The 16252-nt window shown below is 57.1% G+C and carries 12 protein-coding genes; 3 read left to right on the top strand and 9 right to left on the bottom strand.

All coding sequences use genetic code 11. The features are described 5' to 3' along the window. Positions 1-2: 2 nt before the first annotated feature. Complete coding sequence (locus AC0YNV_RS34560; RefSeq protein WP_475772092.1) at positions 3-830, top strand: S8 family serine peptidase; 828 nt, start codon at positions 3-5, stop codon at positions 828-830. Here the strand turns inward: AC0YNV_RS34560 and AC0YNV_RS34555 are convergent. The 8 genes from AC0YNV_RS34555 to AC0YNV_RS34520 form a co-directional block, all read right to left on the bottom strand. Next, complete coding sequence (locus tag AC0YNV_RS34555; protein ID WP_475772091.1) at positions 827-4471, bottom strand: hypothetical protein; 3645 nt, start codon at positions 4469-4471, stop codon at positions 827-829. The two genes, AC0YNV_RS34560 and AC0YNV_RS34555, sit on opposite strands and share 4 nt — an antisense overlap. A gap of 45 nt (positions 4472-4516) precedes the next feature. Then, positions 4517-6061, bottom strand: coding sequence for a hypothetical protein (locus AC0YNV_RS34550; protein WP_475772090.1), 1545 nt, complete (start codon positions 6059-6061; stop codon positions 4517-4519). A gap of 22 nt (positions 6062-6083) precedes the next feature. After that, on the bottom strand, positions 6084-7079 hold the full coding sequence (locus AC0YNV_RS34545) for a hypothetical protein (protein WP_475772089.1): 996 nt from the start codon (positions 7077-7079) through the stop codon (positions 6084-6086). A gap of 7 nt (positions 7080-7086) precedes the next feature. Beyond that, on the bottom strand, positions 7087-7713 hold the full coding sequence (locus tag AC0YNV_RS34540) for a glycoside hydrolase domain-containing protein (RefSeq protein WP_475772088.1): 627 nt from the start codon (positions 7711-7713) through the stop codon (positions 7087-7089). Between the two features lie 157 nt (positions 7714-7870). Next, positions 7871-8536, bottom strand: coding sequence for a response regulator (locus AC0YNV_RS34535; protein ID WP_475772087.1), 666 nt, complete (start codon positions 8534-8536; stop codon positions 7871-7873). Continuing rightward, positions 8533-9750 carry an ATP-binding response regulator gene (locus AC0YNV_RS34530; protein ID WP_475772086.1) on the bottom strand — a complete coding sequence of 406 codons (1218 nt, stop codon included), beginning with the start codon at positions 9748-9750 and terminating at the stop codon, positions 8533-8535. The genes AC0YNV_RS34535 and AC0YNV_RS34530 overlap by 4 nt, the downstream gene beginning before the upstream one ends. Then, a complete protein-coding gene (locus AC0YNV_RS34525; RefSeq protein ID WP_475772085.1) occupies positions 9747-13058 on the bottom strand; it encodes an ATP-binding protein in 3312 nt (1103 codons plus the stop codon). Before AC0YNV_RS34525 ends, AC0YNV_RS34530 begins: the two co-directional genes overlap by 4 nt. Beyond that, positions 13048-13671 (bottom strand): hypothetical protein, encoded by a 624-nt coding sequence (locus AC0YNV_RS34520; RefSeq protein WP_475772084.1) that lies wholly within the window; start codon positions 13669-13671, stop codon positions 13048-13050. The genes AC0YNV_RS34525 and AC0YNV_RS34520 overlap by 11 nt, the downstream gene beginning before the upstream one ends. A 181-nt stretch (positions 13672-13852) precedes the next feature. On the opposite strand from AC0YNV_RS34520, the gene AC0YNV_RS34515 reads away from it, so the two are divergent. Then, positions 13853-14632 (top strand): glucosamine-6-phosphate deaminase, encoded by a 780-nt coding sequence (locus AC0YNV_RS34515; RefSeq protein ID WP_475772083.1) that lies wholly within the window; start codon positions 13853-13855, stop codon positions 14630-14632. A gap of 3 nt (positions 14633-14635) precedes the next feature. After that, the gene (locus tag AC0YNV_RS34510; protein WP_475772082.1) at positions 14636-15820 is read left to right on the top strand and encodes an N-acetylglucosamine-6-phosphate deacetylase; all 1185 of its coding nucleotides are present in this window, start codon (positions 14636-14638) and stop codon (positions 15818-15820) included. Positions 15821-15866: 46 nt separating this feature from the next. Here AC0YNV_RS34510 and AC0YNV_RS34505 read toward each other — a convergent pair whose 3' ends face one another. After that, positions 15867-16112 (bottom strand): DUF7667 family protein, encoded by a 246-nt coding sequence (locus tag AC0YNV_RS34505; protein ID WP_210046172.1) that lies wholly within the window; start codon positions 16110-16112, stop codon positions 15867-15869. Between the last annotated feature and the right edge of the window lie 140 nt (positions 16113-16252).

The raw sequence follows: 16252 nt of genomic DNA, 5'->3' as shown, positions 1-16252 counted from the left end.
CCATGTTGACCAGCGGAGCTGCAGAAAGTCCGTTCTCCTCCACTACGGGAGTCGTCGTAGCCGTCATCGATTCCGGGATTGATCCGGATCGGCTGCAGCATGGTACCGCCATGCTGCCCGGAGTCAACCTCAGCGGCGACGGCGACGGCGGGGACACCCGCGATTATGCCGGACACGGTACCGCCGTAGCGGCGACGATTGCCCGGATTGCCCCTGGCTCCCGGCTTCTGCCGGTGAAATTGATGAACCGGCGCGGCGTATTACGCGATACGGCCATGATTGAATCGGCCCTGGCGTGGATCATGGAGCACAGGGAAGAACTCGGCATCGGCGTCGTCTGCGCCGCCTTCGCCGATTCGAGTCACCGCACCTCGGATGAGCCGCTGCGCGGATCGACGCTGCAGCGGCAGGTTGCCTCTTTGCGCGAAGCAGGCATCCCTACGGTAACCGCCGCAGGCAACTGGTACCCGGAGCATCGCGGCCGCAGCCTTCACGGCATGGCGTGGCCTGCCATTCTCCGTGAAACTGTCAGCGCAGGCGCGCTCGACAACGGGGAAGAAGGCGTCCGGCTCGCCAACACGAGCCAGCGCCTTCATCAAAGTCTTCATACAGGCTGCAGCACAACCTTGTTCACCCGGCCCGGAGATCCGGGAGAGACAAGCGGCGCTGCCGCGGTTGTCTCCGGATGCTTTGCCGCATTGCGGCAAGCCGATCCGGATGCTTCGGTCGATGCGCTGGTCGGGCGGCTGCTCCGTTTCGGCCGGGAAGCCGCCGACGAGAACGGCCTTCTCTGGCCTGTGATCGATCCGGGCGAGCTGTTCCTGGATTAATTGGTCAGGAGCTGCTGCTTCTGGGCTGTAATCGGCACGCGGATGAGATTAAGCACGAATGAGAGGCCTTTACCGCCCTCGCCCGCTGCGAGCAGGATCGCCTTCGTTTCCTCGTCGTCGTCCAGATTGGCGGACGATACGAGCGCCGCTCCCAGGTGATCGAACAAGCTTTGGATCCATGCCAGCGATTCCGTCGACTTCTCGTCGCCCGCGGAAGGCGAGCTTGATTTGCTGTCATCATCGATAACCTTTCCGAACATGGCCGTGCGCATTATGAAGTGGACGACTTTGCCGACAACCTCGATGCCGGAGCCGACTTTTTGCAGCTTTTTGCGATCAGGAGCCTCTTTCTTATTTCCCGCAACGAGGAGTGCAACCGTCTTGACCGACAGGATGCCGGTAATGGCCAGCATCGTCCATTCCATGGCCTCAACCTCCTCGCCTTTGTTCACATGCATGCCAAGCGCTTCCGTTGCCAGACCCAGCACGCCTAATCCTGCGCCAAGCCACAGCTGCCAAGCTTCAGCCGGCTTCGAACTGCCTCCTTCGCTAACAACATTGCCCTGCACGTATAACTGATATCCCGTAAGAATCATGCTCATGAATGAGCCTATAAGTCCACCCGCCCACGAAAATTTGCGCAGCCCGTCAACCCCGGACTGAACGGTAACATTTCCGAAAGAAAGCGGAATAATATCGCCTTTCTTGAAAGGCGCCTCTCCCAGCATAAGCTTGTAGGCTATGGTGGCCGGAATGGCGCAAAGCATCATCACGCCGTCAATCATCCGGAACGAGGTGTCGATATGAGCGCCCGGCGCCACGAATTCCACCAGCTTCTCGATAAACGGAAAGCTCACTTTCGCGAACAGCGCGTCGCGGGCGACTCCGATCAGATTCTGCATCAAGTCGAGGGTCCGCAGAACAAAATCGCGCAAGCCCGCCAGTACGCCCTCGAGCACATCCGTCCCCACTGCAACAAGCACATCTTTAACTGTTCCGAAATTGAGCTCTCCCGGCTTCGGCATCGCGCCGTCGAACAGGCGGCCGATGTCCGTCTGCAGCTTATCCCACATGGTCAGCAGATCGTTCATCTCATCACCCAGGAGCCCCTCCACGAACTGCTCCGCCGCCGCCATCGCCTCTTCCGTCACGTCCGGACCTTCCACATGGACGATATCATCGGCGAGCTTACCGATTTTCTGCGTGACCCATCCGACCACGCTGTTGCCGCTCACTTCGTCCAGCAGCTTCTGAATCGGAGCGGCCGCTTTGCCGATATCGTCGATAATGCTTTGTCCCGGACCGGGTCGGCTCGGCTTCGCCGGAACGGCGCCGCCCGCCGCCCGCCATTGTCCGATTTGCGCAATGGCTTTGTCGAAACCGCCCGCCGCTGCCGTCTTCATACGGCCGACGGATTGTTTCAGGGATGTCAACGCTTCATCCGCTGCCTCCACCATTGCTCTGCGGACCAGCACGATATCTTCCCACTCGAGCAGGAACTTCAAGTAATCCCACAGCTTCTCAAGACCCGTCTTCACCTGCGCCCATAGCCATTTGAAGAAAGCACCCGCTTCCTCGAGCGTTGTGAGAACAAATTTCTTAATCTTTTCGCCGATGGCGCATATGAATTGGAACGCGCCTTCCGCTTTATGAAGCACGAAGGTCAAGCCCTCCTTCATTTTCTCCCCGATCCCCTCGAAGAAATCGGCAATCGTATGGCCAAGATTGACGAAGAAATGCTCCGCGCTTTCCGCGGCCCCGACCAGCTTCGAAATGGCGTCGTCGTGGATAAGGCGCACACCCTGCGCATCCGATTGAATGCCCCAGCGGTACGCATCGGGCAATGCATCTGCCCGCAGCACAGAGCTGAATGGGGCGCCTGCCGGAGCTGTCCGCACATCCGGAGCGGCTCCGTTCGAGGAGAGGGCGAGTCCGGCCGCCTGATTGAGCGAGGCGGCTACCGCATCCACCTGCCCCTGGTCCGGGCCGGTCCGGAAGTTGTCCGGCAGCAGCGGCGTGTCGCCGCTTGGCGTCTTCACTGTCGCGGTGCGAAGCTCATCCGCCGTCATCGATTTGAACCGGTCGAACACCCCGGAAGCCGGATTGACGTCGATGTGACCGTCGATACCGTCAACGGAGAAACGATAGACGGCCGGAGTCAGCGACTTCACCCTGTTGAACAGGCTGACGCCGCCGTTCAAATCGGTGAGCGTATCGACAGCCGCGCCAGGGCCGATCAACACGGCGTCCCCATTGAGCGAAACGCTGGACAGCACGGATGCCGTCACCGAGACTTTAACCGCCCGCTTCGGCGCACCTGCGACATCCAGGACGCGAAGCGAGGTTCCGTAGCACGTTATCTGCATCACCTGGTCCGGATCGGATACATGCAGGGGGCTTTCCTGCCAGACGCCGGTTCTGTTATCCTGCCAGATGTATCCCGCATGGGCATCGATATATACTGCCAGAACCGATGCCGTCGTATGCCGGTCTCCCGGGACCGGCGCCATTTCCTGCACTCCGCTTCGCAGCCGTAAGGGCGGTTCCCAATCCGTGTCCGCATTCGGACGCTTGACGACATTCAAATCGCCATTTTGCAGCAGCGCCCATAGAGAGACACTCCCATCCGCTGCCTCGCCGACGATCACATCCTGTACATTCGCCGCCGTCTCCGGAGCGGCAATCTGGCTGACCCGGGCGTCCTCGGCATTATCCAGCTCCGCAGCAGGGATCAGGTGCAGGCCCTGTCCGCCAATATATAAATTTGTGCCGTTCTCCGTCATGACGCCCGTCTCCAGGACATTAGCTCCAGCAGGGCAGGGCAAACCCACGACGGGAGGTATGGTTGCAGGCTTGCCCGCGCCGTCGTATTCGGGGAAAGGCCGGAAGGCCAGCACGCGGTCTCCGCTGCCTATGCCCAGCACATGCAGCCCTCCTCCGTATGTCGGATGAACGCCGGCCTCGAAATCAAGAACTTCTTCCAGCGAAACGGCGGGATTAAAGACGAGCGCGCCTGCGAATGATGCGGCTCTGTCACTGCGCAGCAGATATACGGCCTCGCTTGGCCCCCTGCTGCCTGCCAGCACGACCGTCCACAAATTATCGCCTTCATCCAATACCCGAATCCCTTCAACGCGGACATTTTCCCTTGTCCCGCAGTCCGACCAGGCGATCTGCTCCCAGTCGCTGCTTGCGCTGGATAAGTTATATGCCGCGAATATGCGGCTTTGCGTCTGGCCGGGACCGTCATCGACCGCTACGGCGATCGTGATGCGGTCGTCATCGGTCCAGCCGGCGCCGACGGCCCGCACCTGCGGCGCCCCTCCCACAGCGGAAGCAAGCGACGCGCCAAGATCGGCCAAGCTCCAGCCGCTGTCCGCCTTATTGTCTTGACGCACAAGATAAAGCCCGTTCTGATTGCCGATCGTCAGCACCATCGGCGTCACAACGCCGGATTTGCGGTCGGGCAGCGCAATAACGCGCCGTTGAAATCTCCCATGTGCAGCCGGGTCGGCCAAGTCCTCGCGGCCAAACGTGCGGGCCGCCTCCATATGATCGATAATATCGTTCGAAACGGTAAACTGTATGGAATTCCCACTCACATCATTAACGGATAATCGTACCACTCGCGGTTTGTTCATTGCGATACTCCCTTCCTGTTCAAGATTATCAATCGGTTCATCACATCATGGCGCTTTATAAATGACATCCAGCAGCAGATCGCCGGTTTGGCTGGAAAAACGAAGATTCTGGAACGCGAACACGCCGCCGCCCGGTGGGATGAAGTGGCTTTGCGACATGTCGACTTCCACATGGCCCAGAGCATTTTGCAGCGCGGTATGCAGAACGCTCACTTTATCGGCGACGATTCCGCCCAGCATTTCCAGCATGGTTCCTTTGCTGATGCCAAGCAGCTTCGGGATCCAGGATACGCCGTTCTCCACGACGCCGAAGCCGCTGGCATCGTCTTTGGTCTGCTTGAAATCGCCGATGCTGTAATTCAGCTGCGAATTCACGGAAAAATCGGCTGTTCCTCCCGGAGTCGCCAGCGTAACGGACCCGCTGACAGGCTGATTTCCTGCCGCTTCCAATCGGGCCGTCTCCGTGCCTAGAGGACCCAGCGTATGCTCCGTATACGTGAACGATCCATCGATACTGCCCGAGATATCCAAACGGTTCGTCCCCGGGGCGATTGCGATTTCGAGCCAATAGCTGCGGGACTGCTCCACCTTCCGGTCAACGAGATCCCGGCTCGTGTGGCTGCTGGAATCCTGGAAGACAAAGCGCCGCTTCAAGCCGTCGACAACGGGACTTGCGCCAAGCTCCTTCATAAATTGCGGCATCAGATAATTGTCCAGCAGCACTTCCTTGCGTATCGCCATGATGCCGGATATTAGTCCCTGCGTACCGTCAATCATCGCCGGATTGATCCAGTCATCCGAAAGCTTGATCCGCGCCGCATTACTATCATCCGGCAAATTCCGTCCCGAGAACATCCCGAGATAACTGAGCGTCGCAGCGTCAGCCGCCTTCCAATTGGCATGAACGTCAAACACGAAGTCCGTCATCGCAAACGTCGGGGTCTGATGTTTTGTGTTGCGCCGCACGACGGTACCGAGCATAAATTCGCTCATTTCGCCTTGAAGCAGATTGTTAAGACAACTCAGCGTTCTGGTGCGGGCATATTGGGAGACAGCGGCCGGTATGGAGACGTTCTTGTTGTCCGACAGGAGCAGATCGACTTCCGTCAGCTTCATAAATAAATATTCGATGGAAAATACATCATCCGGCAGCCCGCTGGCATCGATCGTTTTCTGGACCGTTTCGTACGCGGCCGGATCAATCGAGGCGATCGTCTCGAGATCGACCGGCTTTTTGTCCAAATCCGTAATGAACGATAAGCTCCAGTTGGAAATCGCTTGATCCGCAGCCTGCTCCTCGTCCTCGTCATAGTAATGGACATTGCCCGATTTCAACGTTAAAGCCACCTTCACCTGGCCGAGTTTCCCGTCCTCTACATTCAAGCTCACCTCGAGCGGAGCGATTTCGGCCGTCAAGCCGTATCTGGATGGAGTGCCGTCATTCTTCTTCGGATAAATGTCCAGCGTGTCGCTAAATTGCTTCCGCCGCTTCCACGCTTTCCACGCATAAGCCATTTGGCTGTTGATCGCCTTCTGGGAAAGCGCCAGGCACAGATCGAAGTCCGTAAGCAGATTTTTACTGTCGTTCATATTCATCTCTCCTTTGCAAAAGTTAGGGTGTGCTCTTCGTCCGGTCAATCGTTTTGCTGGTCAAATATCCGGCGTGACTGATGCCCAGCAGTGCCAGCAAGCCTTCGCTGACGGCCGGAAATTCAGTGAGGCCGCCGGGAGCCCGGCTGTTGAACAGCTGCAGCAGCAGCGCGGCATAGCTGGCCGCGGCAATCATCGTGAAGAAAAACATCTGCAGCTTCGCCATGTCGACAATATTCACGTTCTTCACTTCTTCGCCCTTGAACATATCGGTCCATGACGCATCGGAGAAATTCGCATTGGCGTACAAGATGCCGTCGCTTCCTTCGACGTCCGCGGGCTGAAGCTTATCTGCCTCGTCGGGGGAAATCGTTTTGGCCTGCTTGGTCGTATGAATGAGCGGCGTTGCGACCAAAGAAGTGAAGCTGATGCCCATAAGCGCCCATAAATGCCAATCCATCGCGATATTGAGGGCGTTCCCGATATCCTGCAGCCCGTAAATGCGCAGCGATGCTGCGGTGTAATAAGCGGACAGCAGCATGATCGTCCAAAGCACCGTCTGAAATCTCGACAAGCTGATTAAATTGCGTTCATTCACGAGCAGACCCAGCGGCCTCCCCGTAATGCGCAAACTGACGATCATAAAAAAGCAGGATATGAATGCGACCGATCCGATCCACAGGGCACCCTGGCCGCGGCTTGCCTGCTTGCTTAGATCAGCCGCCTGTTTCTGCACCGCCTGAGCAGCACTCGGCTGCGGGTCGGCCTGGAATACAGCGAGAATCCGGTTTACTTCGGTTTTCATCAATGGGATATCAGAGAGCTCCTGCATTGTCAGCTCCCTGCCGAAGAGCTGCTGCTCAAGCTCGATAACGAGTGTTCTGGTCTCCGGTTTGGCCAGAGTCACATAGGCAAGGACGCCTGGAAGAATGAGCAGCAGCAATAAAATGGCGAGCAGACCGGCAGCTCCGATAAAGCCGATCCTCCTCGGCAAGGGTGCAAGCCTCACTTGTGCCATGTTCCGGTCACTCCCCCTGTACCTGGAAGCCGCCGCCGCGGCCCGAAGTTATATTCGTGTCGACCGGTATGCCCGCTACCATAGCGCCCGCCAGCTGCTTGATATTCCAATCGCTGAACGAAGCATAACCGCTCCAGCCCCTTGACTCGGCCAGCCAGGCGTATGCAATGCCGCCGCCAAAAGCATCCCGCATATGCCGGCAGGTAAGACCGGACCCGTAGATGCCGATGTCATACAACGTTCCGGCTGCCGCTTCCTCGCGGAAAGCATCGATGACCCCCTGCATATACCGGCTTACACCACCGGACAGCTCCTCCTGCGAGGCATCGAAATCAACGGTAAAGTAAATCGGCGTGTTCGCAGGCTGACCGATGGAACGGGCATACCGGTGGGCATCGCAGCCGTCCCTTTTCCCGGCATCATACGAGAAATAGCCCGGTGAAGTCGGAAATCCGTTCTCCCATACCGCAACGAGATGCAGTCCCGCCCCGGACAAAGCCTCCGCCTCCTTGCGGGTCACATTCTTGCCCGGGTTGTTCCGGTTGTAATACCTGCATACAAAGTCATATCCCGCTTCCTTGATGGCAGCGGCGAGCGAATGGCAGTTGACCGTCGTATCGACGCCTTTTCCCATTGACGCTCCTCCCTTCTTCCTTTGGAGTAAGATGGTCTTGCTGATTCAGTTATACAGGGAATGATTGTCATCCCGACAGTTACGGATGTCGGCATTCTTGTCATATGACAAGAAAAACAAAAAACCGACCCGCAAGGGTCGGCGTGTCTATCGCTATTTATAATTGCAATTGTTTCAGCACAAGCATCGCTTTCGCCCGGTCGCTTACTCCGATCTTCGAGTAAATGACACTGACATAATTGCGAATGGTGCCCTCGTGCATATACAGCGCTTTGGCAATTTGCTTGTTGGTCAGCCCTTGCGCCATAAGACTTGCGATTTCCGCCTCGCGCCCGGTCAGACGGATTTCGTTCTGAATGGCGTGGAGAGAGCCGCTTGTAAGCTCCGCGGCCGCCGAAAGCCTGGTCAAATTCGCAGCCAGCTTGGCGGCGATAACGGCAGGCATCATAAGCTGCCCGGCTGCGGCGTCGCGTATCGCTTCGATCAGGCGCCTGCCCTCCATGTCCTTCAGCAGGTAACCGCTGGCTCCGTGGCCGAGACCGTCCAGGATATATTGATCCTCGGCGAAGGTAGAAAGCAGAAGGATCACGGTATCAGGCGATTCTTCCTTCAATCGCTTCGTGCATTCAATTCCGTTCATGACAGGCATCTGGATATCGAGCAAAACCACATCCGGCTTCGTCGCGCGGGCGGTCTCAAGCGCCTGAAGACCGTTCTCCGCCGTGCCTACCACTTCCAAATCAGGCTGGAGCTCCAGAATCGTCTGCAGGCCGTCCCTCATCAGCGCCTGATCGTCGACAATCAATATGCGCAAGGGCATCATGTTCCCTGCCCCGATTCCGGTACCGGCAGCCGGATGCGCAGCTCCGCGCCTTCATCCGCAGCCGCCTGCAAAGCTAACGTGCCATGCACAAACTCCACCTGGTTGCGCAGCGCAGTGAGGCCGAATCCGTAGCGGAAGCCATCAGGATCCAGACCGTTGTTGCGCAGAGCAAAATCGATGAGGCTGCCGCCGCAGGTCAGCCGGAAATGAAAGCAGGTGCTTCTCCCATGCCGAATGCCGTTCGTCAGCCCTTCCTGCAGCGCGTGGCAGATCAGCTTGATTTGATAGAAAGTCAGCTGCGGCAGCGGCCCGATCCGGCAGTTGATTTGAACACCAGCGTACGCCTCGGTCTCCCGGACGATCCGTTCAAGGTCCTTTTGCAGATCGATCGTCTCCCGCTGCTCCGCCAGTTGATGGACAGAGCTGCGGATTTCGTCCAGGCCTTTGCGGACGAGCTGCTGCGCCAGCTCCATTTTCTCCGAAGCCCGCAATGCGTCGATTTCGATCAGATATTTACCTGCTTCTAGTTGGACCACCGCCGCCGTTAGCGTATGGCCGACGACGTTGTGAATGTCTCTGGCGATGCGGTTGCGTTCCTCCAGCACCGAGATTTCCATCATCGCCTCGTAAGCCTGCCGAATGGATGCCTGCAGTTCTCTTGCCCGCAGCTCCAGCTCCCGCGTCCGCTCGCGCACTTTCTCCTCCAGGGTCTCCTTGTCGGCGACGACTCCGCTGAGAAACTGGTAGGTGCGGATCGAGGTGTACACCGTACTGAACAGCTTGGTGCTGGTCAATTCTGTTTTTTCCTTATAATCGCTGATATCGTAGGCCCGAATCACCGTATGCTCCGGCGCCTGCCCCGGCTGACCCGTCCGCAGAATGATGCGGACAAGCTGATTGCCCAGCTCCTCCCGCAAAACCCGTACGAGCGTCAGTCCGGAATCGTCCTGCTCCATTACCACGTCAAGCAGCACCACGGCGATATCCGGATGCTCCCCCAGAAATCCGATCGCTTCGGAAGCGGAGTACGCGCTCATAAACTGCAATTTTCTGCCCTCGAACATATGTCTTTCCAGCACCAGCTTCGTTACCCTGTGAATGTCCCGGTCATCGTCGACAATCAAAAATTTCCAATAGCGGACCGCCTCCTGATCCGCTGGCTCTTCATCAGGCAGCAGATGCATATCGGAAGCCTCTAAAACCGTATCGTTCATCCCGCTCCCTCCATCTGTACGCTTTGTAATGGCAGCACCATCTGAAACGCTGTCCCATAGCCCGGGACGCTGTCGCACACAATCGTACCTCCCCAGGTTTGCACCACCAGGTTGTACACGATGCTAAGGCCAAGACCGGTCCCGCCTTGACCGCGTTTGGTCGTGACGAACGGATCGAAGATCCGCGGCAGCAAGCGGGGCTCGATGCCCGTGCCGTCGTCCGAGAAGGTGACGATCAGCGACTGTCCATCGGATTCGGCCCTAATGACAATCGTACCTTCCTGCGATTCGTCGTAAGCATGCAGCAGCGAATTCAACAGCAGGTTCGTGATGATTTGAAATAAAGCGCCCGGGTACCCGTCAATCTCCAGCGATTCGTCGACGTTCAGGACGATCCGGTGACGGCTTTGCTTCAATTTTGGCGAAAGGCTCAGCAAAATATCGCCGATATAGGCCTTCACCCGGAATGAGCGCCGCTGCTCGAACGTCTGATCAACGGCAACCTGCTTGAAGCTGGAAATCAGCTTCTCGGTGCGCTGTAAATTATCCAGCAGAATGGATGCCGTCTCCCCGCACTCGGCAAAATACGCTTCCAGATCGCTCCGCCGCAGCACGCCCTGACTGTAGCTGTCCAGCATCTCCTTCGACCTCTCCACCAAATGGGACGATGCCGTCACGCCAATCCCGATCGGAGTGTTGATTTCATGCGCAACGCCCGCCACAAGCACGCCAAGCGAAGCAAGCTTCTCCGACTGGATAAGCCGGTTTCTCGCCTGTCGGAGGGAGGCCAGCGTCTCCTCGAGCTGCTCGGTCCGCTCCTTCACCCGCTGCTCCAGCGTCTGGTTCCATTTCGCGAGCTGCAGATGCAGCCGGATTCGCGCCATCAGCTCGCGCTTGACGACGGGCTTCGTCACATAGTCGTTGGCGCCGGCGTCGAAGCCTTCAATTAAATCGCTGTCCAGCGGCTTGGCCGTTAAAAAAATGACCGGCAGCTCATTGGCCGAATACAGCCTGCGAATGCGCGAGCATACTTCGAAGCCTGTCATTTTGGGAAGCATGACATCGAGCACCGCAAGATCCGGCTTGTCTCCGCCCTCGATGAGATGGAGCGCCTGGATCGGGTCTGACGCCTCGATAACGGTATAGCCTGCCATCGTCAAATGATTGCGCAGCACTTGAAGGTTGACCGGGTCGTCATCCAGGATCAGGATCCGTTCCGGACGTCCGCTATTGCCACCTGCCGCTGTCTCCCATGACTCCTGCAGCGCTACACCGCTTGCTGGAACGGCGGCGGTGTCTGTCGGCAGGCTCTCGAAAGTCTCAGTCCGCTGCGGCTGAGGGTGCCGGGACGGCCTTTGCAGCGTGAAGACGATGCTTGCCCCTCCGCCGGTCGTCGAATCCACGCCGATTCTTCCCCCATGCAGCTCGACGAGCTTCTTGGTAACGGAGAGACCAAGCCCCGTGCCTTCGTGCGCAGCGCCCTCTCCCTGCTCATAAGCGGTAAACATACGTTCCCGCAATTCATCCGGAATGCCGATTCCCGTGTCCGTCACCCGTATTTCCACTTCATCCCCAAGAGCCGAAGCGGTGACCGTAATGCTGCCGGATTCCGTAAATTTGACCGAATTCCCGATCAGATTATGCAAAATTTGCTGCAGCCTGTTCCCGTCGGCCAGCACGGCAAGCTGCTCCGGCACTTCGTTGGCCAGCTTGACCTTCTTCCCGAGCAGCAGCGGTTCGTTCAACTGCAGCACAGTGCCAACGACGCTGCGCAAATCGATCTCCGCCCGGTGCAATTTCAGCTCTCTGTTGTTTAATTGGGCATAATCCAGCACATCTCCCACCAGAGTGGCCAGCCGCCGCCCGCTCGCGACGACAAGCTGCAGGTTGCGGACAGCCTGATCCGGCAGTTCCCCGGCCACCCCGTCGATCAGCGACTCGGACAGTCCGATCATGCCGTGAAGAGGGGTTCTCAGTTCATGAGACGTATGGGCAAGAAACTCGTCCTTCAGCTTATCCATGGCGAGCAGCCTGCTGGACATCTGCTCGACTTCGGTGAACGCCTGGACAAATCTGCGTGCCAGAATGAGCGACTGCATCGAGATGAAGACAAGCAAGCCATAAGGAGCCAGCGATCCCAGATGTGTCATCTCGCTCATGTATAGAAAATCATGCAGAATGGTTCCCGCCAAGGCGGTATATCCGATCAGAAAAACCAGCGTGCCCGCCTGCCGGTCCCGCATCGCCCGAATCAGTACAAATAAGGTATATGCGATCAGGGCGCAGGTGAATAACTCGAACGGTATCAATATTTTGTCATACCACCGCTGCGGGGTCAGCAAACAAAACAGCGTCGCGCCGCCGCCCGCCGCCTGGGTAACCGTAACCGCCCTGCGGGCAAAATACCGAGGATAAAGCGTCTGTACGAACATGGCGATCATGACAAGACCGAAGAAGAATACAGCATAAGGAACTTTGCAAAACAACTCCCAATTCAGGCCCGGGAGCCAGTTGTAAATGTACCGGTCATTGACAAACAGAATGCGGATCGCGACAAGCAGCGAAAAGATTCCCAGATACAGGGCGGAACGCTCACGCCTCCGCAAAATGAACAGCACCAGATGGTAAAGCGCCATAATGGTGCAGGCCCCAAACGAGACAAATGTCCCCTCCATATTCTTTCTGTACAACGTTTCAATCTGTGCCGAAGTGCCGAGCTGTATATTGTTCTGGAAGCCGCTCTTCGTGTAGCTGTAATTCGACAGCTGGACTACAATTTCCAGCATATCTTGACCGGAAGACAGGCGAATCGGCGCCGTTTGCACGATTTGTCTGGCAACCGCGCTCTTCGCATCCTTCCCGACTGTCCCTGCAGACGCAAGAGGCTCGCCGTTAACCCATATCCGGTAAGCCGTAAAAATATTATTTATCTTAAGCGCCAGGGCGCCTTCTTCCGGTTTCACATGAACCTGCAGACGCAGCGTCGCATAACCGCCGGCAGGGAAGCTGAGATCCTTCACCGCCTCGCGATTCCAATATCCTGGTGATGTAAAATATCCGGTAAATCCGGGCTTCCTGGGCTCCCGAAAATCATCCGGCGTCAGCAGCTGCGACCAATAAAATTCCCACTCTCCGCGTAAGGAAACTGCCCCGTCCTTCTGAAAGTCCCAGCCCGACAAGTCGAGGGTGCCGGCCGCCGCCCGGGAATCCGGATGCGGCTCCCCGCCGCTTGAAGCCATACTGCAGCCGGCCAGCCCGATAATGACAAGGGCAAGCAGCGTCAGCAGCCGCATGGTTTTAGACATCATTGAGGAGAAGCAGCTCGTCGCTTAACCGATAGCCGGCATTCAGCGGCAGGTCGGTTCTGTTCGAGAAATCGATCGGCTGATAGCTGTTGGACGGCTCAGAACGGTCCATGATTCCCAGGCGTATATAGGTTTCAGCCACCAGCTCGCTGCAGAAAAAACTGGATGTTCCTGCCTGAATATGGAGTTTTCCTTCCAGCAGCTCAAAGGCCATCCGTTCGAGCGAAGGGAACGACGCTCCGTGCACCTCGTTGATAAACTGCGTGAGCCTATCCGGGATTTGCGCGTTCCGGTCCCCCTCCAGCAGGCGGAAGGCGAACAGGGCATCGTATTGATCGCTGACATCCGTCGCGATACGCTCCCGCAGCAGCACCAGCATCGGTCCTGTCTTAATATGGTGCAGCTCCACATCCGGAAGCGTCTGTGTCGTAGTGGATTCCCAGAACAGCAGCTCTTCCACGTCCGGCAGCTTGACGACCATGCCGATATGCGACCAGAGCGAGCCCTCGACCGCCTCTACCTGGATCGCTTCGGGAAAGATTCCGTGGCAAAGCAGCAAATCCCCCGTTTGCAATTTTCCTTTGATTTCGTCATAAGTAACGCGCCTGCTGTTCATAAATCCCCTTCCCTTCGGTGGAAAATTTTAGCTTTCATTCTATTCTATCAAAACATTGATTGACCGTGGAGAGGGAACTTCCTGCAGAGAAAAAGGATTGACGGACAGATGCGCGCATGATACTTTAATAGCAATTAGTCCTAATGTAGGACAAATTGACGGACAAGGGAGGATGATCGGAATGAGCTTAACTAAAGGGCTTGTAAAAAACCGGACTGTCGAGCTGTTGAAGGTGGAGGTTTATGAGAGTCGGATGGCGATGGGACACTCGGCCGCTGAAGCGGCAGCGGCCAAGATGAAGGAGCTCCTGGCGAAGCAGGACGGGATTCGCATGATTTTTGCCGCGGCGCCTTCCCAGAATGAATTCCTGCAAGCGCTCCGCACGACCGACGGCCTGGACTGGTCCCGCGTTACCGCCTTCCATATGGATGAATATATCGGATTATCTCCTGAGGCGCCGGAGCGGTTCAGCGCATTTCTGCGCAACGGGCTATTCGATCTGGTTCATCCCGGCACTGTTCATCTGATCGACAGCAGCTCCTCCGCAGAGGAGGAATGCCTTCGTTATGCCTCTTTGCTGCAGCAGCAGCCAATTGATATTGTCTGTCTGGGCATCGGGGAGAACGGGCATATTGCCTTCAATGATCCGCCGGTTGCCGACTTCAATGATGATGTATTTGTGAAAAGCGTTGAGCTGGATGAGATCTGCCGGCAGCAGCAGGTCAACGACGGCTGCTTCCCCAATCTGGACGCTGTTCCCACTCACGCCATTACTCTGACGATTCCCGCCCTGTTCTCCGGAGCCCACTTGTTCTGTATGGTGCCGGGCCGGACGAAGGCGGCTGCTGTCGCAGCGACCTTGAACGGGCCTGTCACGACGGATTGTCCTTCTTCCATTCTGCGCAGGCATCCGGACTGCACCCTTTATACCGACACCGACTCGTATGGAAAGCAGGACTGAGAGATGTCCTATCCAGAAACGACGGTTATCCGGGGAATTCATTATATAAGCGGCGAGCCTGTTGCCGTCACCATGAAGAGCGGCGTCATCAGCGGGATTCATCGGGAAGAATGGACTGCCGGCGACGAGCTGCTGCCCTGGCTTGCGCCAGGCTTCGTCGATTTGCAGATCAACGGCTGCAGGGGACTCGACTTCAACACGATTCCCATTGCAAAAAGGACCACCATGCAGGTGACGAGGGCTTTGTGGGAGGAAGGTGTTACTTCGTATTACCCGACCGTCATTACCAATGGGGACGACGCCATTGAACAGGCGGTCCGCAGCATTGCCGGGGACTGTCTCGAGGATCCCGCCTCAGAGGCCGGGGTTGCGGGGATTCACCTGGAGGGACCTTTTATTTCGCCAGAGGACGGTCCCCGGGGCGCACATGGCCAATCGCATACCAAAGCTCCGGACTGGGAGCTGTTTCAGCGCTGGCAGGACGCTGCCCGGGGGAAAATCAAACTGATTACGCTATCGCCGGAATGGCCGGGTACGGCAAGCTTTGTCGAGAAGTGCGCGAAGACGGGCGTGCAGGTCTCCATCGGCCATACAGCTGCTGCGGAGGAACAGATCAGAGAGGCTGCCGCAGCCGGCGCCCGCTTATCGACGCATCTGGGCAATGGCGCGCATCTGATGCTGCCCCGCCATCCGAATTATTTGTGGGCGCAGCTGGCCGAAGAGGAGCTGTGGACATGCATTATCGCCGACGGCTTCCATCTGCCCGATTCCGTGCTTAAAGTCGTCCGCAGCGTCAAAGGAAAACGAACCATACTCGTCAGCGATGCGGTTTATTTATGCGGTATGGCTCCAGGAACATATGAAAACCATATTGGCGGAAGGGTTGTCCTGACACCGGAGGGAAGATTGCATCTGGAGCAAAACCCCCGCTTGCTTGCGGGATCGGCCCAAATGCTGCATCGCGGAATAAGCCATATCGTGGGCAGAGGGATTGCCCCCCTCTCCGAGGCTTGCGATATGGCCTCGATTCACCCGTCCGCCCTCATGGGACTTGCATCAGCGGGCGGCTTGACGATTGGCGCCCCTGCGGATCTGGCGGCGTTCGAATGGTCGGGTCATCAGTTGAATGTCGTGCAAACGTATAAGCACGGCAGATTAGTCTATACACGTCCGCAAGCGGACCATTAAGTGCTGCACGCGGCGACGACTGCGGCGGCTCAGTTCCGGCTTCGTTTCAGAGGCGCGGCGACGGCCGCCCGTCCAGTTTCTCGATTTTCTCGCAAATTTCGTGCTGCCACTGTGTATCTCCCGTCATGGACGCAAGCAGCGATAAATTGTACAGATTCGCAAGCTGCCTGCAGTAAGAAGCATTAACAGCCATGCAGTGCTCAAAATCAGCCTGCTCCTCTTCGCTTAGGCGGCGCCGTCCTTTCAGGGTCCACAGCTCCGCCAAGCGCTCATGTATCGGAAAAATTCCCATCTGCTTTTCGCCCCCTTTACCAGCCATTATGGCCAAAAGAAGAACAAAATCTTCCTGTCCGCAGATTAATGAAGGAAAAAAACTGGCAGAAGCCTTCATCCAAAGGATATATTGATGCTGGTAGGATTACTTTATACAGA

Source organism: Paenibacillus sp. JT31N11, from assembly GCF_056269285.1.
Note: the sequence above shows the minus strand (reverse complement) of the source record. Positions and strands in the feature narration are given on the sequence as shown.